This window comes from Sphingomonas sp., from assembly GCF_042096255.1.
Classification (GTDB): Bacteria; Pseudomonadota; Alphaproteobacteria; order Sphingomonadales; family Sphingomonadaceae; genus Sphingomonas.
Genome location: NZ_JBELLZ010000001.1, coordinates 69389 through 89986, shown reverse-complemented (window position 1 = coordinate 89986; position 20598 = coordinate 69389). Strand labels below are relative to the sequence as shown.

The following is a 20598-nucleotide window of genomic DNA, read 5'->3' as shown; positions in this document are numbered from 1 at the left end:
GTCAAGCGCTAGCCCGATCGTGCAGCCTCCGTTCGTGCTGAGCGAAGTCGAAGCACATGCGCTGGCGTTCGCGCATAGCCTTCGACTTCGCTCAGGCCGAACGGAGTTGGTCGCTCACGTGAAGCGCGCGCTTACCCCGCATAGGCCTTCACCAGATCGAACAGATAATCGCGCCCCTCATACAGCGCCTTCACCCGGATGCGCTCGTCCAAGCCGTGGATGCCGTTGAGGTCGGGCTCCACCAGCACGCCCGGCACGCCATAGACCGGCATGTTCAGCGTGCCGAAGAACACCGCGTCGGTCGCGCCGGTGGACATCAGCGGCACCAGCGGCGTGCCGGGGAAGTGCTTCGCTGCTACCGCTGTCATGGGGCCAAGGATCGCCGCCTCCAGCTTCGGCGGCACCGCGATCGGGCGGACCGGCTGGTTGGCGGTCACCGTCACCTTAGGGCCGGCGAGCGTCTTCAGCGTCGCCAGCGTGCCCTCCACGCTCTCGCCGGGGAAGATGCGGCAGTTGATGTTGGCGGTGGCGCGCTGGGGCAGCGCGTTCTCGGCATGGCCGGCGGACAGCAGGGTGGCGACGCAGGTGGTGCGCAACGTCGAATGCAACGTCTTGTCGCTGCTGACCAGCGCATCAGCCGCCGCATACTTCGGGTCGGCGAGCAGCGCCTTGATCGCCTGGGCGAGCGGCGCCGGCGTGGCCGGCGCGGCGGCGGTGGCCGCGAAAAAGGCGCGCGTCGTGTCGGTGAAGCGGACCGGGAACTCATGGCCCTGCACCGCCTTCACCGCATCAGCCAGTTCGTAGATCGCATTCTCGGGGGTTGGGGCGGAGCTGTGCCCGCCGGGATTGGTGGCGGTGAAGGTGAAGTTCTGCGCCGCCTTCTCGCCCACCTGCACCGCCAGCACCTGGCGCTTGCCATCGGGGGTGTAGCGGCCGCCACCGCCCTCGTTGAGGACGAACTCGGCGGCGATCAGGTCGGGCTTGTTCCTGGCCAGCCATTCGGCGCCGTTGAAGGCAAAAGTGGTCTCCTCGCCGCAGGTCAGCGCCAGCTTGATCGTGCGCTTGGGGCGATAGCCCTGCTGGCGGAAGCGGACCATCGCATCGGCCCAGATCGCCGACATCGCTTTGTCGTCCACCGCACCGCGCGCGAAGTAGAAGCCGTTCTCCTCAACCAGCTTGAACGGATCGCGCTTCCAGTCTTCGCGCTTGGCGGCGACCACGTCGAGGTGACCGAGCAGCAGGATCGGCTTTGCGGCGGGGTCGCTGCCCGGCAGCACCGCGACGATCCCGCCATCCTCCGCATGCTCGGGTACCGAGAACAAAGTGATATCGCTGTCAGGGAATCCGGCAGCCTTCAGACGCGCACCGATCTGAGCCGCGGCACGGGTGCAACTGCCCTCGCCCACCACCGTGTTGGTCTCGATCAGTTCCTTGTAGAGCGCGAAGAACGCCTTCTCGTCCGGCCGCGCCTGTGCCGTTGCCAGCATGGGCGCGAGCCCCAGCGCCAGACCGATCATCCCTGCCAGGCGCATCGTCGTCCCTCCCCCAATGTGGTGGAGAGACTTGCAGCAATAGTCGCACGGCGCAACTCAGCGTGCGATCGACCAGGGATTGCGCATGTCGCGCAGCGCGGTGCGGGGCAGCAGGAAGCGGATCTCGCGCTTGGCGAAATCGATCTTCACCCGCCGGAACAGCTTCAGCGTATCCATGCCCAGCAGCAGCGCCGGCTGATCGGTCAGGCCGAAGCGGCGGAAGGGCAAGGCGTCCGCAAAGGCGACCGGCACGTCGGCAAGCTCGATGTCGCCCAGCTTCATGCGACGGACCTGGGTGTAGTCGGCATTCAGATAGGTGCCCGTGACGCTGAGCAGCGAAATCGGCTTCATCGGCTTGCGGTTGCGCGCTACGCGAGCCCGCAGTGCGGGATTGCCCAGGGTCACCGCCGAACCCGTGTCGAGGATCACCTTGACGCGCGTGCCGGCATAATAGGCGTCGGTGACGACGAGCTGCCCGTACAGGCTCCTCGCGCGCACCACGATCTCGTCCGGTGATCCGGCCGGCGCACGCCGCCGGCGCCGGTCGCTGGGCACCACCGACATCTCGGCCTTGTCGAAATCGATCGTCAGCGCATGACCCTGGAGCGTGTCGATGCCCAGCATTCCGGGCGCGCCAAGATGCTGTTCCTGAAAGGCCGGTGCCTCGATCCGCGCACCGCCGATCCGCCCCACACGGATGGAGGGGATCAGCACGGTGCCGACCTCCGCCGTATCGGCCATCGCGGTGACCCGGATCGTCCGCCCGGCGGCGAGCCCGAGGGTGGAGGCCAGTTCGCGCGACACCACGGTGCGCTCGGCGCCGGTATCCACCACGAAGCGGAACGGCCCGGCGGCGGCGATGCTGACCGGGACGGTCATCCGCGTGCCCTCATCGCCGAAGGCGACGATCGTCGGCGGGGTGGCGGTGGCTTCGCCCGCGGGGGCGCCGACCGGCTGGGCGGCGGCGAGGATGGCGAGCACGATGCTCATGCCGGGAGGCTACGCCCGATCCGGTCCCTTGCAAACGGAATTCGCTCGATTGGCGACGAGCGCGCTTGGCGAACGCACCGGGAACATGCGAGAGCAGGACCGGATATGACGCAGGGCTCGTGAACATGACGCCCGAGAGACGCCCGAGAGGTGAACGATGACTGTGTTCGAGATGATCCTGCTGGCTGGCCTGCTGCTGGTGGCCGTGCTGTGCGTGCTCGTGCTGCTGCGCATAGGCCGTGGTGACGACGGCGCGCTACGTGGCCAGATCGAGGCGCTGGCGACCCGACTGGGCGAGGTGCAGGCGGGGCTGGCGGGCGGGCTCGCCGGCCTGCGCGAGGAGACCGCGGCGCAGGCGCGCGCCGGCCGCGAGGAACTCGCCAAGTCGATCAGCAATGCGCGGATCGAGAACCAGAACGAGGCGGCGGCCTTGCGCGCGGACCTGCTCGCCCGCTTCAACCAGCTCACCGGCAATGTCGCCGAGCGGATGGGCGAGCAGGCCAAGGGGCAGGCCGAGCGGCTCGACGGCTTCGCCAGCAATCTCGCGCAGCATCGCGACACCACCGCCGAAGATGCGAAGCGCCTGCGCCAGGAGGTGGGCGATACGCTCACCAAGCTCGGCCAGCGACTCGACGACGCGCTCACCGCCGCCGCCACCCGCCAGGGCGAGGGGCTCAAGACCGTCGCCGACACCGTGAAGCAGATGGGCGTCGAGCACGAGCGCCGCGGCGAAGGGCTGCGCGAGACGGTGGAGAAGCGTCTCGACTCGATCCGCACCGAGAACGGCCAGAAGCTGGAAGAGATGCGCGTCACCGTCGACGAGAAGCTCCAGGGCACGCTTAACGAGCGGCTCGGCGCCAGCTTCTCGCTGGTCAACGAGAACCTGGAGCGCGTCCACAAGTCTGTTGGCGAGATGCAGCAGATCGCCACCGGCGTCGGCGACCTCAAGCGCGTGCTCTCCAACGTCAAGTCGCGCGGCACTTGGGGCGAGACCTCGCTGGGCATGCTGCTCGAACAGGTGATGACGCCCGAGCAGTACGCCCAGAACGTCGAGGTGAAGCCGGGCTCGGGCTGCCGCGTCGAGTTCGCGATCAAGATGCCCGGCGGCGGCGATGACCCGGTCTGGCTGCCGATCGACGCCAAACTGCCCACCGAGGATTACGAGCGGCTGGTGCTCGCCGCCGAGCAGGGCGACGCCGCCGCGGTGGAGGATGCAGCCAAGGCACTGGAACGCGCGATCCGCAAATGCGGGCAGGACATCGGCACCAAATATGTCGAGCCGCCCTATTCCACCGACTTCGGCATCATGTTCCTGCCCACCGAAGGCCTGTTCGCCGAGGTGGTGCGCCGCCCCGGCCTGGTCGATGCGCTCCAGCGCGAGGCGCGGGTGACGGTGGCGGGGCCGACCACGCTGATGGCGACCCTGGTCGCGCTCCGCTCGGGCTTCCGCACCCTCGCAATCCAGCAGCGCTCCAGCGAGGTGTGGCAGGTGCTGGGCGCGGTGAAGACCGAGTTCGGCAAGTTCGGCGGCGTGCTCGACAAGGTCGGCAAGAAGCTGAACGAGGCGCAGAAGGTGGTGGAGGATGCCGGGGTCCGGCGCCGCGCGGTCGATCGCAAGCTGCGCGACGTCGAGGCGCTGCCCGAGGCGGCGGCCGGGCCGGTGCTCGCGCTGGTCGCCGACGAGGCGGACGATGGCGAGCCGGTAGCGGCGGAATGACCGTAGCCGCCGCGCGCCGTCAGCCCGGCCAGATCATCGACATGAGGTCCGCGCCTTCCGCGCCCGCCAGGAGGCCTGCCGGCAGCACTTCGATGTCCGCCGCGGTCAGCAGCGTTCCCGGATCGAGTTGGGCGAAGCGCACCGCAGCCTCACCGCCCACGCCATCGGCATCGTAGGACAGCCGACCGGTCGCCGCATCGTACAGGATGTGATCGTTCGCATCGCGGGCGACGCGGCCAAGATGGAAGGAGTCCGGGTCCAGCCCGCCCGCGGCGAGTTCGGCGAAAATCGACTGGTCGAGGATCAGCCGGTCCTCCTGCGACTGGAAGCCGACGATCCGGTCGATGTCGCCCTGCCCGATCGCGGTGTCGAAGAGGATCGCGCTCGGGCCCTCACCGGCATGGATAGTGTCGGAGCCGAAGCCCCCCTGGAGAATGGTGTCATACGACTTGGCGCGCAGCACGTCGCGCCCGTCCGTGCCGTCCAGCGCCAGCGCGTCACGGCGGCCGTGCTCGTTGAAGATCACCGTCTTGACGATGCCGTTCGCCCAGGCGGAGACCAGGTCGCGCCCCATCAGGTTCAGATCGGCATCATAGTGATAAACCGAAACCGAACCGTCGCCGTTGTCCACGGTTTCATCCTGGCCGGCGAACGCCAGGTTCGTGTCATACCGCTTCACGATCGTCGAGTTGGGAGCTGCCGCGGTCACCTCCACAGCGGAGAGCGCCCATGCCTGGTTGTAGTGCCGGGCGGTCACCGCACCGGCCGCGTCCTGCTGAGTCACTTCTGCACCCACGAACGCCAGGTGCGCATCGTAGCGACGAATCTGGATCTCGCCCGTGTCGGTCACCAGCCGGTTCTCCGCGCCCAGCAGCTTGCCGGCCGAATCGAGATGCCGGGTGGTGACGGAGCCATCCTCCTCGGTCCACGACACGTCGATGCCGATCAGCGTCCCCTTTTTGGAAAAGCGTTCGGTGACCAGCCGGTCCTCGTCGAGCACGATCTCGTTGGTCGAGAGGAGCAGACCACGGTGCGAATAGACCCGCTGGTGCACCACGTCCGACTCGACCTCGGTTTCGATTCGGCCATAAACGACGCCCACTTCGGTCGTCGCCAGGGTGATCCCGTCCTGGAACAGGTCGAACAGGTCCGGCAGCTCGGGCAGCACGGGCTCGGGCGGCAGGTGGGTGACGGTCTGGCCTGCACCGCTCACTTCCTTGACGATCAGCCCGCCGTCCTCCGCCGCTGTCTTCACGGTGAAGTCGAGGTTGTTGATCGTCAGCGAGCCGACACCGGACACCACCTCCGCGCCAAGCTCGATCGAGGCGAGATACTCGCTGTCGCTCATGATCCCGATCGACTGGAGGTGGTCGAAGATTTCCGTGAGATCCAGCGTCGCCGAGGGCAGGTCGCGGTCGGCGACCATCGCGGTGTAGGTGCCCTGGTGGTAGATCGTGAAGGTGACGCCCTCGATCTCATAGGTTCCCACCACCGGCGCCCAGACGCCCACCTCGCCCTTGTGCACCCAGATCATCAGCTCGTTGGTGACGCTGGAACGATCGCCGTTGGGGACGTTGGTGAACCAGATGTCATAGGCGACGTTGAAGCCGGCGACGTTGCCGGAGAAATCGACGTCATAATCGGCGGTCAGCGAGACGAGGTCCCCGACCTTGACTGGGAAGACCGCTGCCGTGTCGCCCGGGTTGTGGGCATAGGCACCCATCGGCGGCACGCCGAAGGCGACCTCGGGATAGCCGCGGATCGGTGCGCCGATCTGCGTGGTATACGGCATCGTCCAGGTGAAGGTGACGCCTCCGGTCGCATCGGTGCGGTCGAAGGTTGAATCGACGGTGAAGTCGGAGCCGTACTTCAGGTCCCATGTATTATAGGTGTTGTTGATGATGTACCAGCCGTTCCAGTTCTGGCAGCGGCCGGCGCCGGCCATCAGCGTCTGGTTGGGCAGCAGCGGCGCCTTCTCCATCGCGTAGCCGAAGTCATAGCTGTGGAGGTCCGTCAGCTGCACGTCGCGCAGCACCAGCTGCTCGTCGTTGGCAAAGGTGAAGCGCGTGTCGGCGCCCTGCTGCTTGCCCAGCGCCATCAGCTCCTCGAAGGAGTTGATGCCATAGCCGGTCAGCTTGATCGCGTCGGCGCCGCTTTTGAAGCTGACGATTGCGTCCGATCCGTTGCCCGCCCCCGCCAGGAACACATCCGCGCCGACGCCACCGAAAAGCACGTCGTTGCCCGCGCCCCCGTCCAGCATCGCCCCGATCCCACCGGCCCAGATGATGTTGTTCAGCGTATTGCCGGTCGCCGCGGTCATGCCCTTGCCGGCCAGGACCAGGTTCTCGATGTTCTCGGCCAGCGTGATCTTTCCGTAATATTGCGCGATGACGGTATCGACGCCCTCACCGGCCTTTTCGATCACCCCGACATTGGCCTGCCAGAGCGAGTAGGTGTCATCGCCTAATCCACCGGCGAGCGTATCGCCGGACTTGCTGTTGAACTGATCGTTCCAATAGGTACCGAGCCGATACAGCCCTATTCCCTCATTGTTCACGAAGTTCGTGGCTCGTGCGGATGCGTTCAGAATTTCGTCGAGCGCCGAAAGGTACACGGTGGTTGCCTCCTACCATCGTCGCCATCGCGCTAATGCTGCGCCGCAAAATGATCGGTGTAGGAGGTCGGCTAATTCCCGATTAAGCACGCTTGCTGCGAAAAGGCGGAGCCGAGGCGAGTCAGACCGGTACCGGGCGCCCGATCGAAGATAAGCGGAAGACATTGTCCGACCCCGCTGCGGGACCCTGGTTCACCACCAGCACCATTGTTGCCGCACCCGCGGTGAACGCCACCGGCTGCGTTCCTGCCGCGATTGCGGCGTTCAGCGTAACCGAGCTCGTCTGGCTGGCGCCGTTCGACAAGTCGGTCGATACGCCGAGCATGACACCCGCCGATGGCGAGGCGCCAGCGATCTGCCCCGATATCACGAGCGTATAGGCCTGCCCGACGACAAGGCCCGTGAGCGCGAACAATGTGCGATGATTGCCGCCGGCGGGGTTGGCGCCGCGGCTGAACACCAACTGCTTCGTGGCGTCGTCCCAGCTGCGCATCTGCGGGTTCCAGCCGGTCGCGACATAGCCGGCATTGCCCTGCACCGCGCCGTCCCACAGCGCCACGGGAGCGCCATCGTCGTTGAGCACCGTTCCCGTCGCACTCATCGCTGCGCCTGGTGCATAGCCCAGCGGGGCGCGGATGCTTACGGTGAAGGTCTCGTCCACTTCGGCCACCCCGTCGCCACGCACGCGCAGCGCGAAGGTCCCGCTCGCCTCACCGTCGGCCAGCGTGACCGCGCCACCTGCCGGATAGGCATCGTCCGCAAAATCACCTGGACTGGTATCGCCCGGCGCGAAGCTCCAGGCGACACTGGTGGCTCCGCTCGCCGACGATCGCGCGACGGTGAACACGAAGTCGACGGACGCCGAATCACCTTCCATCCCACTCACGGCCACACCGGTCAGCGTCACCATCGGGTCCGGCACGGTCCGGCCCAGAGTGATGGTGCGATGGACGGCGACGCTGCCGAGCGGCGTTTCCGCGGGCAACGGATTGAAGTCGGCGTAGATTTTGAAGTCGCCCGGCCGGCGCATGATCATCTTGCTCCGCCCCGGCGTGCCGTCCAGCGCATCATCGGTAACCGTCACTGTCGTGCCGGTGACCGGGTTGCGCAGCAGCACCGTCGCGACGTTCGCCTGAACGGTGCCGAAAGCGGGATCGAGATCGAGCAGGTCGATCCAGCTAGTGCCACCATCCAGCGAGGCGCGAATGAAGGCCTGTCCAACGATGGTCATGTCGAGATAGGCGATGTTCGGATCGGACGGCATCGCCACGTCCGCGATGGTGGCGATCGCCCCGTCCGGGGTGAGCGCGATCGTCTCGGCAAAGTCGAAATGTGCGCCGTCATGCCAGGTCGCGCGGCCCGCCGCGGAGAGCTGCGCCGCCGCCAGCATGCCCGGCTGAAGCAGGTCGGGCCCGTCCTGCGCGATCACGGCAGCAGGGCCGAAGCCGTGGTAATGCCCCGCCCAGCCGCCGCCGGTGCCGCGTCGAATGGCGATCTGCTGCGCGCCGATGCCGTCGGAGACGATTTCGGCGTCAACGCCGCGCGGGTCGCTCGCGACGGTGGGCAGCACCCGGAAGCCGCGGATGCGCCAGCCGCCGAACGGTGCGCCCACGCTGTCCGCCGGTGTCGCGGGATCGCCGCCATTGCCATGGATCAGGTGCAGCGCCACCGCGCCCAGGCTTGCGTGTGGCGCGACCAGGAACGCCTCGTTGGCACTCACGGGCACCACACGCACCGGCCCTGCGGACGGGGCCGGCGAGGCGCACGGCCACAGGGACATGCCGATCGCCAGCATCAGTCGAGCGCCAGCAGCGCTGTGGCGGTGGTGCCGCTGGCGCGCACCATGGTCGCGCGGAAGGGCAGGATCGTGCCCGCGGGCACGTTGCGCCACACCGCGTCGGCGCCGTCCTCGCCGCGCAACGCCACGTCGCCGTTGCCGCCGACATAGATTGCGCGGGGCAGGAACGGCAGCTCCACCACGTCGCTGGGCGTCACCGATCGCGCCCTCGTCGCCGGCGCGCTGCTGCCTAGCGTCTGATCGTCGAACCGGTCTTCCATCTGGTGTCCTCAGGGGCGACATGCCCGCGTCAGAGACCATGTTGGTACATTTCCAACATTGCAACGAGCCAATTGCCTCGTTGTGGCGTGCTGACCCTGCTTGATGCACTGCACAAATGCCGCCAAGGTTCGGGTGGGGCGCCGATTCGGAGGTGAGATCGTGGCCAGCATCGCGATGACCTGCCGACCGCTGCCTGCGCGCAGTGGCGCGGGCGTCCGGCATTCCGGCCCGCGCCATGGCGTCGTCCTGCTCGCTGCGTTGTGCCTCCTCGCGGTCGTGGTCGGCGGAGCGGCGGTGCTGTGGCTCGCGCAGGCTGCACCGCTGCCGGAAACGACCGTGCCGCGCCCTGCCTCGGGTGCCGCCGGCCCGGTCGCGGACGAACGCTACCGCTGGCGGCCGGTCGCGATCGGTGGCGGCGGCTTCATCGTCGGCCTGTCGTCCGACCGCGCCGGCAAGACCTTCGTCGCCCGCGCCGACGTCTATGGCGCCTATATCTGGCAGCCCGATCAGGACCGCTGGGCGCAGCTGGTGACCCAGGCGGCGATGCCCGCGCGCTTCCACGGCCCCGCGGGGATGGACGGCGGCGTCTCGGGGATCGTCGTCGCCCCTTCGGACGGGCGGCGGCTCTACATGGCGGTGCGCGGCACCGTGCTACGCTCGTCGGATCGCGGGCGCAGCTGGCAGGAGCCCGCATCGGGTCCCTTTCCCGTCCGCTTCTCCTACATCTCGAACGACATCAAATATGACCCGCAGATGGCGGTCGCGCCGGCGGATCCGGACCGGGTGCTGGTCGGCACCAGCATCGATGGCGTGCTGCGCTCAGCCGACGGCGGCCGCAGCTGGGCGAAGGCGGCAGGGCTGCCGCCGATGCGGACGGAGCGGACCCGCGAGGGCAAGCCGGCCGAGCCGGCGCTGGTGTGGTACGTGCCCGGCAAGGCGCGCGACCGGGCGTGGGCGCTGGTGCAGGGCGCGGGCATGTTCGCCTCGGCCGATGGCGGCGCCCGTTTCGCGCCGCTCGCGCCGGGGGGGCCGCGCACGCTCAAGGCCGGCGTCTTCACCGCGGCGGGCACCTTCTACGGCGCCGACCTGGAGGGCCAGACGGTGTGGCGCTTCCACGCGGGCCACTGGACCGATCTGGTCGCCACCGGGGCGCTGGCCAAGGCGCAATATTCGGCGGTGGCGGTGAACCCGCGCAGTCAGGGCGTGATTGTCTTCGGGCACAACGGCCGCGCCGCGCACAGCCGGGACGGCGAGACCTGGTCGACGCTGCGCGGCCGCGCGCAGGTCGGCCCGGGCGATCCGCCGTGGCTGCGCGTCGCCGACCATTCCTTCTTCGCCACCTCGCAGGTGCAGTTCGATCCGGTGGTGCCCAACCGGCTGTGGATCGCGGCGGGCACCGGCGTCTTCCACGCAGATGTGCCGCCCGACGCGGAGCGGATCCGGTGGATCAGCCAGACCCGCGGCATCGAAGAGCTGGTCACCAACGACGTGGTGCAGGCTCCCGGCCACGCGCCGCTCTTCGCCGCCTGGGACTTCGGCATCCACGTCCGCGCCGATCTCGACCGTTTCTCGATCGGCTATGGCCCGCGCGAGCGCGTGCTGATCGCGGCGCAGCAGCTGGCGCTCACCCCCGCCGACCCGGCCTTCGTCGCCACCAACGCCTCCGACACGCGCCCCTGCTGCGCGGAGGACGGGCAGGCGGTGCTCGCCGGCTTCAGCGAGGATGCCGGCCGGACGTGGCAGCGCTTCGCCACGCTGCCGCACCCGCCCGGCACGCAGGCCGACGATCCGTGGCGCATGGCGTTCGGCATGATCGCGGTGTCGTCGGGGGATCCCGATTCGATCGTCTGGGTGCCCTCGTCGAACCGCGCGCCCTTCTTCACGCGCGATCGCGGGCGGACGTGGCAGCGGGTCGTCTTCCCCGGCGAGCGCCTGCCCTTCACCGGCACGCACCCGGCCAAGCACCTGCAGCGCAAGGTGCTGGTCGCCGATCCGGTGCGTCCGGGCACCTTCTACCTCGTGCACAGCGGCAACCCGCACAATCCGCAGCTCGCCGGCGTGTGGCGGACCCAAGACGGCGGCGCCGGCTGGACGAAGGTGTTCGCCGGCGAGGTCGCGCCCAAGAGCGACATGGCGGCCAAGCTGCGCGCGATGCCCGGCCGCGCGGGCGACCTGTTCTTCACTTCCGCGGTGACCGGCGCGCACGATTCGCGGCTGCGACGCAGCACGGACGGCGGCGCGACCTGGACGGTGGTGGACGGGGTGGACCGCGTGGACGACCTCGCCTTCGGCAAGCCCGCGGCGGGCACGAAGGTGGCGACGATCTTCCTCTCCGGCTATGTGCGCGGCCGCTACGGCATATGGCGCTCGACCGACGACGCGCGCAGCTGGACGCGGATCGCCGGCCTGCCGCTCGGCCGGCTGGACCGGGTAGTGGTGCTGGGCGCCGACCCGAACGTGTTCGGCCGCGTCTACATCGGCTGGATGGGATCGGGCTGGACCTATGGCGAGCCGGCGGGATGTGTGGCAGGCAAAAAGCGCGCGTTCGTGGATGAGGAATGCTACCCGGCATCGAGTCCATTACCATGACCGTCCCCGGGGAATGTCACTTGGCTGAACGCATGATCCATCCTGAGAGCGCGACGCAGCACGCAGCTTCAATCCCGACAGGCTCCCTGCGCAGGTCACAGCTTGCCTTTTCCAAAGGAAAGGTCGCAACCCCCTCAGGAAGGGAACAGCGCCAGTTCTTTGTCGCGTCCGCGCTCTTCATCGGGCTGCGTATTGGCGAGAAGATCATCTTCACGCAGGAGCCCTTCCATATGGAGGGCGGCCAGGGAAGCCAAGCGTATCAAGTAAGTTTGTTGTTTAGCTGCTTTATAGTATTGGCGGCAGCACGTCCCTGGAACAATATTAGGCGGCTAATGATCTTACCGATCAGTGTCGCCGCCACTCTCCTCTGGTGTTGGGTAAGCGTGTCCTGGTCGATATCGCCAGCAACATCTTTGCGGCGAATTGTTCAAGTAACGTTATCTGCTTACATAATATTCCTGATAGTGCGTCAGCTTGGTTACGCAAGAACGCTTAGCCTATTACGATGGTCCTTCGCATTAGCGATTGCAGCGTCGTTGCTCACCATATTAATAGTGCCGTCGATTGGCGTGCAGGAAGCCGGGGGAGAGGTGGATGCGGGCGCCGCAAACACATGGCGCGGTATCTTTATCGACAAGAACGTCGCCGGCGCGTTTGCCGCCGCAACCATTTCGCTCTTCGTGTTTGATGCGAGGCAACTCCCGTGGAAGAGCCGCCTTGGCGTGATTCTGATGGCGAGCATTTTCCTTGTGGGTACCGCGTCGAAAACTGCGTTTGGGGTCGAAGTGATCGCGTTAGCGGTTGGGCTCGTCCTTACCCGCTACCGCCTGCGTTACCGACCGATTCTGATCCCACTGCTGCTCCTCGCCGTCGTTGCAGTCGTTCTGGGCTGGAGCGCATTCATTGAGCCGTTCCGCGCGGCTCTCTACGATCCCAACGCCTTCACGGGACGTGGGCCAATCTGGGCTACGCTGCTTCGCTACCTTGAGCAGCATTGGCTACTCGGCGCCGGATTCGGATCCTTTTGGGGAGTCGCCGACAGCCCGGCGCTACAAATTGCGGATGTGGCTTGGGTGCGTGACAAGGTTCGGATCGGTCACAATGGTTACCTCGACCTTTGGGTAACAATCGGCTTGCCCGGACTGCTGCTCGCCATCCTTACCTTTTTGGTACTGCCGATCGCCAGACTTCTCCTGCGCGCAGGCGCCACCCCAGGCCAAATCGCCCTGATCTCGTCTTGGCTCGTTCTCGTTGCCGGGCAGAACTTCACGGAGTCATCGTTGTTGCACGAGAAGTCCTTGATCACCGTGGTTCTGCTGTTTGCGGTCGCACTGTCGAAGAACCTAAAGGCTTCGGAAATGAGAGTTACCGCCAGGCGCGTTGGCGATCGCATGGCCGCGGCCTCTCTCACCTTGCGGCCGTCATATGGCGCCGCCAACAGTGCATCGGGGGGAATTAGGTGAGCAAGCAAAGACTGAGCGAGGTCGACGGCCTGCGCGGCATCGCTGCGCTCACGGTGATGTTCGGCCATTGGGGCGAGATCGTTCAACGGCAGAACGTACCGGTGGAATGGAAGCAGACGATCCAGACCTTCTTCCTCGACGATTGGAGCTTCGGCCGGGTCGGCATCGTGGCCTTCTTCTGCATCAGCGGCTTTGTGGTGCCGTTCAGCTTCCGTGGCGAGCGCCCGATGCTGAGCTTTCCGATCAGCCGCTTCTTCCGTCTGTATCCCGCCTATTGGATTTCGATCCTCGCCGCCGCGATCCTTTTTCCGCTCGTCGGACGCGGGGTCGTGCCGCTGGAGGTGATCCTCCCCAATCTGACCATGCTCCATAAGGTCTTCGGCGTTCCCTCGGTCCTGAGCGTCTATTGGACGCTGACGATCGAGCTGGTCTTCTACGGCATCTGCTATGCAATGTTCTGGGGGCATCTGCTGCACAGCGTTCGCGCGAACTTCGTGGCGATGTTGGTTTTCCTCGCCATGGCCGTTGCCGCGGGCACCTACCGGTGGTTCAACGTCGAAAGCGATCTTCCGGTCGGCATCCCGACCTATCTCGCCGCCATGCACTTCGGCACGATTGCGCGCCTCCGCATGCGCGACGCCACCTCCGTTTCGGCGAGCGTCTATGCGTGGTCGCTGGTGTTGCTGATCGGCGGCGTGCTCGCGGCGAACACGCTGGCCTATCTTTATGCGGCCAACGAAGTGGTGGGCTGGAAGGCCGCCAATCTAGGCTATGTGGTTGGCGTGATCCTGTTCCTCGGATGCATTCACCGGCAATGGTTTCGGGGCGGGCCGCTGCCGTTCCTCGGCCTGATCAGCTACTCGATGTACCTGTTCCACATGGCAGTGGTCGCAATGCTCGATCCATTCTGGAGCATGTTTCCCGACACGCGTGTCGCGGCGATGGTCTTCACGCCGCTGTACATCGCCGTCACCATCGGCATCGCCGTTGTCGTCCACCGCTTCGTAGAGAAGCCGTCGATCGGTTTCGGCCGCCGGATCGAGAATGCCGTGGTGCAGCGCCGGCCGCTGCCCCGTTCGATATAGGGACGCTCCTGCCGATGCTGCACCGCAACACTTGGGTGGCATCGGTGCTGTTGCCGGTGTAAGGGCGGTAACCATTTCCAGGAACCGGGGCCGGGTGTGGAGGCGAATCGATTGATCGATCACGATCGCGCCGCGCCGAACGGGCCGGGGACGGCACTGCTGCTGGTCACGCTGCTGGGCGCGGTGCTGCGCCTCTTCTTCCTCGACCATCAGTCGCTTTGGCTGGACGAGGTCTCGTCGCTGCGCAACGCGCGGGCGTTCGGGCAGGGCGGGCTGGACGCGCTCGCCGCGGTGGACCAGATCGCGCCGCTCCATTCGGTCGCGCTCTGGCTGTCCACCAGCCTGGGCGGCACCGGCGCGGTGGCCGCGCGCATGCCCTCGGTGCTCGCCGGCATCGCCACGATCCCGCTGGTCCACCTCGCCGCGCTGCGCATGTTCGGGTCGCGGCAGGCGGCGCTGTTCGCCGCGCTGCTCACCGCGATCTCGCCGTTCGGCATCTGGTATTCGCAGGAAGGCCGGATGTACGCGCTGCTGATGCTCGCCACCTGCGCCTATGTCTGCGTGGCGTGGCCGATCGTCGCGCGGCCGCTGCGGCTGGGCGAGCTGGCGGCGCTGGCCGCGATCACGCTGCTGGGTCTGGGCATGCACCATTACATGGCGCTGCTGTCCGCCTCGTTCGGGCTGTTCCTGCTGGTCAAGGACCGCGGCATCCGGCGCGCCTCGCTGGCCTGGGCGGCGAGCCAGATCGCCGCGGCGCTGGTCTTCTCCTACTGGATGCTGCTCACCGCCGAGAAGGTGGGCGGCGCTGCGGGCAACGAGAAGCCGGGGTTCCTGCTCTGGGTGCCCTATACCGTCTATACCTTCGTGGTCGGCTTCAGCTTCGGGCCGACCACCGCGGACCTGGCGATGGCGGGCAGCAATGCGGCGCGGGTGGCGCTGGCGCAGGCGCCGGCGATCCTGCTGGTCGCGGTGCCCACCGCCATCCTCGGCCTGCGCGCGCTGCGCCGGCTGCGGCGGTCGAACCGGGAGGCGGCTTTGTGGCTGGCGATCTGGCTGGTCGGCCCGATTATGCTGGCGGTGCTGTCGACGCTGGTGACCAACATCTCGTTCAACGTCCGCTACGTGGTCACCTCCTTCCCCGCGCTGATGATCCTGCTGGGGTTGGCGCTGGCGGACCTGCCCTGGGCGCGGTTGCCGGCACTCCTCCGCGGCGCGCGGGACGCGGCGCCCGCGCGGGACGGTCATGTCCGGGTCGGCATGGCGGCGGGCGCGGCGCTGCTCGCGTGCATGCTGGTCGCCACCGTCAACATCTACGCCAACCCGGCCTATGCGCGCGCCGACATGCGGGCGCTGGCGCGCTTCCTGAAGCACCCGCCGGGCCACCCGATCCTGGTCGCCGACAATGACCTAGTATCGAAGATGCTCGCCTTCTATGGCACGCCGGGGCTGCCGGTGCCGATGCAGGCGTCGTACCTGACGGATCGGCCGCGGCCGCCGCAGGTCTGGCAGGCGCTGGCCCGCGATCTGCCCGCGTCGGGCCGGGAGGTCTGGCTGATCGAATACCGGTCGTGGGAAACCGATCCACAGCGCTACCTGCGCGCACAGCTCGACCGACACGGGCAGCTGCTCGGCCGGCATGACTGGCCCGGCGTCGCGGTTCGGCGCTACCGGGTCGTAGGCGAGGTCGCGAAGGCGGGGCGAAGGGGCGCCCCCGCCACGCGCGAGGGGACGCAAGGGGGACAATCATGACGGATGTTTCGAGACCGGCGCCGGCGCACGCCGCGCCGCGCCTTGCAGGCGGCGCGCCCGAGCTGTCGGTGATCGTCCCCACCTTCAACGAGCGGGAGAACGTCCGCGCGTTGACCGACGCGATCGAGGTCGCGCTCGCCGGCCATCGCTTCGAAATCGTGTTCGTCGACGACGATTCGACCGACGGCACCCGCGACGCGCTCACCGCGCTCGCCGCCGAGCGCGATCATGTCCGCATGATCCACCGCATCGGCCGCCGCGGCCTCGCCACCGCGGTCACGGAGGGCATGCTCAGCACCACCGCCCCCTACATCGCGGTGATCGACGCCGACCTGCAGCATGACGAGCGCGTCCTGCCGGACATGCTGGACCTGCTGCGCACCGACCAGGCGGACCTCGTCGTCGGCTCGCGCTACACCGCCGGCGGCGGGATCGGCGACTGGGACGCGAAGCGCGCCCGCGTCAGCTCCACCGCCACCCGCCTCGCCAAGCTGATCACCTCGGCCGACATTACCGATCCGATGAGCGGCTTCTTCGCCATCACCCGCCCCGCCTTCTACAGCGCGGTGCGCGACCTCTCGGGCCAGGGCTACAAGATCCTGCTCGACATCGCCGCCTCGGCCGAGCAGCCGCTGCGCGTGCGGGAAGTGCCCTACGAGTTCCGCTCGCGCCAGGCCGGCACCAGCAAGCTCGATGCGCTGATCATCTGGGAGTATCTGCTGCTGCTGGTCGACAAATTGGTCGGCCACATCGTGCCCGCGCGGTTCATCTCCTTCATGTTCATCGGCGGGCTCGGCGTCTTCGTCCACATGGGCGCGCTCAGCGTAATGGTCGCGCTGGGGCAGCCGCGCTTCCTGTGGGCGCAGGCAACCGCCACCCTGCTGGCGATGATCTTCAACTTCTTCGTCAACAACACGCTCACCTATCGCGACCGCCGGCTGAAGGGCTTCCTGGCGGTGACCAGGGGGCTGTTCACCTTCATCCTGGTCTGCTCGGTCGGGGCGATCGCGAACGTCGGCATCGCCGACTATCTGTTCTCGGACTTCCACTACGGCTGGTTCTCCGCCGGCCTCGCCGGCATCGCCGTCGGCGTTGTGTGGAACTACGCGGCAACCTCGGTCTTCACCTGGCGCTCGCGATGAGCGCCGCTCCGCCACCGGTCGAGGGGAACGCCCGCGTGAAGATCACGGTCGGGGTCAAGGCGCTCAACGAGGAGGCGCACATCCGCGACGCGCTGACCAGCGCGCTGGCGGCGGTCGCTCCCTTCGGCGGAGAGGTGGTGCTGGCGGACAGCGGCTCGACCGACCGCACGCTGGAGATCGCGCGCACCCTGCCCGTGCGCATCGTCCAGCTCGCCAACCTGGATGAGCGCTGCTGCGGCGCCGGCGCGCAGCTCGCCTTCCAATCCGCCCGCGGGGAGTTCTTCTATCTGCTCGACGGGGACATGGTGCTCCAGCCCGGCTTCCTCGAAGCGGGCATCCGCCATCTGGAGCAGCATCCCGACGTCGCCGGGGTCGGCGGCCTGGTGCGCGAGGTGAATACCGAAGGCGAGGGCTTCCAGATCCGCGCCCAGACCGTGGCGCGCGATCGCAACTGGCTGCCCGGGATCGTCGACCGGCTCGACTGCGGCGGCCTTTACCGCACCGCCGCGGTGCGCGAAGCGGGGTGGTTCGCCGACCGCAATCTCCACGCCTTCGAGGAGTTCGACCTCGCCGCCCGGCTGCGCGCGCGCGGGTGGAAGCTGGCGCGTATCGACCACGCCGCCGTGGACCATTTCGGCCACCAGGCCGGCGGTTACCGACTGCTGCTGCGCCGCATCCGCTCGGGCTATTCGGGGGCGACCGGGGAGATCCTGCGCGGCGCACTGGGCAAGCCGCACCTGCCGATCGTGCTGCGCATGGGGCACGTTCGCGCCGGCGCGATCGTTGTCCTGTGGTGGCTCGCGCTGCTCGCCGCGCTGGTCACGCTGCAGGGCTGGCTGCTGCTCGCCCTCATCGTGCTGCCGGTCGCGTTCCTTTCGGTCCGCCGCCGCTCGCTGCGGCTGGGCCTGTACTCGCTCGCGGCGTGGAACGTCAGCGCGCTCGGCCTGGTCAGCGGCTTCTTCCGCAAGCGCACGCCGCCTGCCCGCGCCCTCGCCGCGCGCGAGCTGACCACGCCATCCCCCGCCGCCGAGTGATTTGGCTCGCACAGGTTCTCCGATGAAATCCTCCATCGCCAGCAAGTCCCTGTGGACGATGGGCACCTATGCCGCCTCTGCCGGCATCCGCTTCGGCAGCAATATCGTGCTGTCGCGGCTGCTGGGGCCCGAGATCCTCGGCGTGGTCGTCATCGCCCAAGCGATCCGCGTCGGCACCGAGCTGCTGACCGACCTCGGCATGGAGCAGAACGTCGTCCACAGCGAGCATGGCGACGAGGAGCGCTTCCTCAACACCGTCTGGACGATGCAGATCCTGCGCGGACTGCTGATGTCGCTCGCCTGTGCCGCGGCGACGCCGCTGCTCGCCCGCTTCTACGGGATCGATTCGAATATCCTGCTGGCGATGAGCGTCGTGCCGCTGCTCAACTCGCTGATGTCCACCTCGCTGTTCAGCGTCGCCAAGCGGCTGGACGTGCGCACCCGCAACCTGTTCGAGCTGGTGTCCGAAACCATCGGGCTGGTGATCAACATCACATTGGCCTTCACCCTGCAGAACGTGTGGGCGCCGATCCTGGGCATTCTGCTGTCCATCGCGGTGCGCTCGTCGCTGACCTATCTCCTGCCCCACCCGCGTCACCGGCTGCTGCTCGATCGCATCCACGCACCCAGCATCTTCCATTTCAGCAAGTGGATCATGCTCTCTTCGCTCGCCTTCTACGCCGCGGTCTATGTCGACCGGCTGTTCCTCGGCCGGGTCGTGCCGCTCGCCGTGCTGGGCGTGTACGGGCTGGCGAAGGCGGTGGCGGACCTGCCGAACACCGTGGCCGGGCGGCTCGCCTTCCAGGTCGTCTTCCCGTTCGTCGCCAGCAGCCGCGAAGGGCTGGCCGCCGGCAGCGCCGCCCGGCGTGAGCTCGGCCAGGCGCGGCGCAACTTCCTGCTGCTCGTGCTGGTCGGGATCGCGACGGTGATGGCCTGGTCGGACCATGCCGTGATCCTGCTCTACGGCCGGCGCTATGCCGCGGCGGGATGGATGCTGTGCCTGCTGCTCGTCGGCGGCTGGATCGCGGTGATGTCCTCGCTCAACGAGGCGACGGTGTTCGGCAGCGGCAAGCCCAAGAACGTCGGGCTAGCCAACTCCACGCGCTTCATCGTCATGGCCACGGTGCTCCCCACCGGTTTTGCGCTGCTCGGCCTGCCGGGCGCGCTGCTGGCGCTGCCCGCCGCGGAGTTCACGCGCTACCTGATGCTGATGCAGGCGCAGCGGCAGCTCGGCACCACCTTCCTCCGGCAGGACGGCCTGATGAGCCTCGCGCTCCTCGGCCTGTTCGGCGCCTGGATCGCGCTGCGCCTGTCGCTCGGCCTTGGCGTGCCCTGGGCAGCCCTGGGATAGACCGAGCCGGTCACGCCGCAACCGTCCCTGCCTCCGCTGCGTCAGCCCTGCCGCATCAGCGCGGCGCGGTGCGCGTAGACCGCATCCTCATTATACCGCCCGCCGCTCGCGGCCGCCTCGGCGATCAGCCGCGCTAGCGCTTCGCGATCGGCATGGAGAGCCGCCAGCCTGTCTGCCAGACCGGTGACATCATTCTGCGACACAAACACCCCGCCGCCCCGATCCGCCACCAGCCCGCGCGGATAGGCCGAGCCATAGCCCACGATCGGGCATCCAGAGACCAGCGACTCGATCAGGCAGCGCGCCGATTCGGGGGTCTTGTGGCAGAACAGCAGCAGGTCGTTCGCGCGCATCTGCTCCAGCAGGGCATCGCGGCGGTTCTCGAACCCTGGAAAGCGGACGCGATCGCCCAGGCCGAGCGTGCTGGCCCGGCTCCGCATCTCCGGCAGGTCCGGGCCGTCGCCGATCCAGGTCGCCTCGAACGGCACCTGCCGCTTCGCGAGGGTCGCCAGCACCTCGATCCAGTCGAACGGCCCCTTCATCGCCGCCGCGCGGCCGACATAGAGGATGCGCAGCGGCGCGCCCGATCGGCACCGCGCCTGCTTGCCCGCAAGCGCCTCGGCGCTGATCTGGTCCTCGACATGGGTGTGCGTGTCGTAGGTGACGTGCGGGTTGGGCGCCGAGTTCGCGTAATAGTCGAAGGTATCGCCGCCCTGAAGCAGCGCGACGCTGCTGCGGCGCAGGATGTGCCGCGCCACCCGCTCCAGCACCGGCAGCGCCAGCGTGCCCGCGATACGGGTCTTGAGCGGCGCGCTCGCCAGCTTGTTCCTGATGATCAGCGGTTCGACGCGGTCGAGCCACGCCGCATAGTCGCGCTTCTGCCGGATCGCCTCCAGCGCGCCGACCGCGGGCCAGTCGCCGATGATGCCGCCGATGGTGAAGCATAGGTGCCGGTGTGCAGCGATCGCCCGGCGCAGCTCGGTCCGGACGGCGCGGTGATGGCGCGCCATCTTGGTCACGCCATAGGCGCGCGGCAGGGCGATCAGCCGCGCCTTCCCGGCCAGCGCGCCCGTTCCCGTGTCGACCCAATTCGTCGAACCTCCCGCCGCACTCGCGTCCGCCGCCGTGCCGTAGAAGGTGACGCTGTCGAAATGCCGGCACCATTGCGCGATGCCGGCGGCGGTCTGGTCGTCGATCTGCGGACCGGACGCCGCCGATCGGATCGGCACGTGTGTCACCAGCAGCAGCGAGGACGCGGCCATGTCCAGTCTCC

General features: G+C 67.9%; 14 protein-coding genes. 8 read left to right on the top strand and 6 right to left on the bottom strand.

Going from position 1 to position 20598, the window contains the following annotated elements:
• Positions 1-131: 131 nt before the first annotated feature.
• Together ACFDTH_RS00425 and ACFDTH_RS00420 are read right to left on the bottom strand one after the other, a co-directional pair.
• The gene (locus ACFDTH_RS00425) at positions 132-1532 is read right to left on the bottom strand and encodes a M20/M25/M40 family metallo-hydrolase (protein ID WP_375285519.1); all 1401 of its coding nucleotides are present in this window, start codon (positions 1530-1532) and stop codon (positions 132-134) included.
• A 57-nt stretch (positions 1533-1589) separates the two neighbouring features.
• Positions 1590-2522: a retroviral-like aspartic protease family protein gene (locus ACFDTH_RS00420; RefSeq protein ID WP_375285518.1), complete on the bottom strand. Its 933-nt coding sequence runs from the start codon at positions 2520-2522 to the stop codon at positions 1590-1592.
• Positions 2523-2679: 157 nt separating this feature from the next.
• On the opposite strand from ACFDTH_RS00420, the gene ACFDTH_RS00415 reads away from it, so the two are divergent.
• Positions 2680-4239, top strand: a complete 1560-nt coding sequence (locus ACFDTH_RS00415; protein ID WP_375285517.1) for a DNA recombination protein RmuC — start codon at positions 2680-2682, stop codon at positions 4237-4239.
• Between the two features lie 19 nt (positions 4240-4258).
• Here the strand turns inward: ACFDTH_RS00415 and ACFDTH_RS00410 are convergent, their stop codons facing one another.
• The 3 genes from ACFDTH_RS00410 to ACFDTH_RS00400 form a co-directional block, all read right to left on the bottom strand.
• The gene (locus tag ACFDTH_RS00410; RefSeq protein WP_375285516.1) at positions 4259-6853 is read right to left on the bottom strand and encodes a hypothetical protein; all 2595 of its coding nucleotides are present in this window, start codon (positions 6851-6853) and stop codon (positions 4259-4261) included.
• Between the two features lie 121 nt (positions 6854-6974).
• Entirely contained in the window at positions 6975-8633 is a 1659-nt protein-coding gene (locus ACFDTH_RS00405; RefSeq protein ID WP_375285515.1) for a hypothetical protein, read from the bottom strand.
• Positions 8634-8647: 14 nt separating this feature from the next.
• Positions 8648-8911, bottom strand: a complete 264-nt coding sequence (locus tag ACFDTH_RS00400; RefSeq protein WP_375285514.1) for a hypothetical protein — start codon at positions 8909-8911, stop codon at positions 8648-8650.
• Positions 8912-9071: 160 nt separating this feature from the next.
• On the opposite strand from ACFDTH_RS00400, the gene ACFDTH_RS00395 reads away from it, so the two are divergent.
• The 7 genes from ACFDTH_RS00395 (at position 9072) to ACFDTH_RS00365 (ending at position 19325) form a co-directional block, all read left to right on the top strand.
• On the top strand, positions 9072-11501 hold the full coding sequence (locus ACFDTH_RS00395) for a WD40/YVTN/BNR-like repeat-containing protein (protein ID WP_375285513.1): 2430 nt from the start codon (positions 9072-9074) through the stop codon (positions 11499-11501).
• 20 nt (positions 11502-11521) lie between these two features.
• Positions 11522-12964, top strand: a complete 1443-nt coding sequence (locus ACFDTH_RS00390; RefSeq protein WP_375285512.1) for an O-antigen ligase family protein — start codon at positions 11522-11524, stop codon at positions 12962-12964.
• A complete protein-coding gene (locus ACFDTH_RS00385) occupies positions 12961-14049 on the top strand; it encodes an acyltransferase family protein (protein ID WP_375285511.1) in 1089 nt (362 codons plus the stop codon). Before ACFDTH_RS00390 ends, ACFDTH_RS00385 begins: the two co-directional genes overlap by 4 nt.
• Before the next feature lie 111 nt (positions 14050-14160).
• Positions 14161-15798, top strand: a complete 1638-nt coding sequence (locus ACFDTH_RS00380) for a glycosyltransferase family 39 protein (RefSeq protein WP_375285510.1) — start codon at positions 14161-14163, stop codon at positions 15796-15798.
• Positions 15795-16940, top strand: a complete 1146-nt coding sequence (locus tag ACFDTH_RS00375) for a glycosyltransferase family 2 protein (protein WP_375285509.1) — start codon at positions 15795-15797, stop codon at positions 16938-16940. Before ACFDTH_RS00380 ends, ACFDTH_RS00375 begins: the two co-directional genes overlap by 4 nt.
• A gap of 35 nt (positions 16941-16975) precedes the next feature.
• Entirely contained in the window at positions 16976-17974 is a 999-nt protein-coding gene (locus ACFDTH_RS00370; RefSeq protein WP_375285508.1) for a glycosyltransferase, read from the top strand.
• A 22-nt stretch (positions 17975-17996) separates the two neighbouring features.
• On the top strand, positions 17997-19325 hold the full coding sequence (locus tag ACFDTH_RS00365; protein WP_375285507.1) for an oligosaccharide flippase family protein: 1329 nt from the start codon (positions 17997-17999) through the stop codon (positions 19323-19325).
• Positions 19326-19366: 41 nt separating this feature from the next.
• Here the strand turns inward: ACFDTH_RS00365 and ACFDTH_RS00360 are convergent, their stop codons facing one another.
• Positions 19367-20587: a glycosyltransferase gene (locus ACFDTH_RS00360; RefSeq protein ID WP_375285506.1), complete on the bottom strand. Its 1221-nt coding sequence runs from the start codon at positions 20585-20587 to the stop codon at positions 19367-19369.
• Between the last annotated feature and the right edge of the window lie 11 nt (positions 20588-20598).

Excerpts from the sequence above, each read along its gene's own strand:
- ACFDTH_RS00425 (WP_375285519.1), bottom strand. The coding sequence starts at position 1,532 with ATGCGCCTGGCAGGGATGATCGGTCTGGCGCTGGGGCTCGCGCCCATG.
- ACFDTH_RS00420 (WP_375285518.1), bottom strand. The coding sequence starts at position 2,522 with ATGAGCATCGTGCTCGCCATCCTCGCCGCCGCCCAGCCGGTCGGCGCC.
- ACFDTH_RS00415 (WP_375285517.1), top strand. The coding sequence starts at position 2,680 with ATGACTGTGTTCGAGATGATCCTGCTGGCTGGCCTGCTGCTGGTGGCC.
- ACFDTH_RS00405 (WP_375285515.1), bottom strand. The coding sequence starts at position 8,633 with ATGTCCCTGTGGCCGTGCGCCTCGCCGGCCCCGTCCGCAGGGCCGGTG.
- ACFDTH_RS00400 (WP_375285514.1), bottom strand. The coding sequence starts at position 8,911 with ATGGAAGACCGGTTCGACGATCAGACGCTAGGCAGCAGCGCGCCGGCG.
- ACFDTH_RS00375 (WP_375285509.1), top strand. The coding sequence starts at position 15,795 with ATGACGGATGTTTCGAGACCGGCGCCGGCGCACGCCGCGCCGCGCCTT.
- ACFDTH_RS00365 (WP_375285507.1), top strand. The coding sequence starts at position 17,997 with ATGAAATCCTCCATCGCCAGCAAGTCCCTGTGGACGATGGGCACCTAT.
- ACFDTH_RS00360 (WP_375285506.1), bottom strand. The coding sequence starts at position 20,587 with ATGGCCGCGTCCTCGCTGCTGCTGGTGACACACGTGCCGATCCGATCG.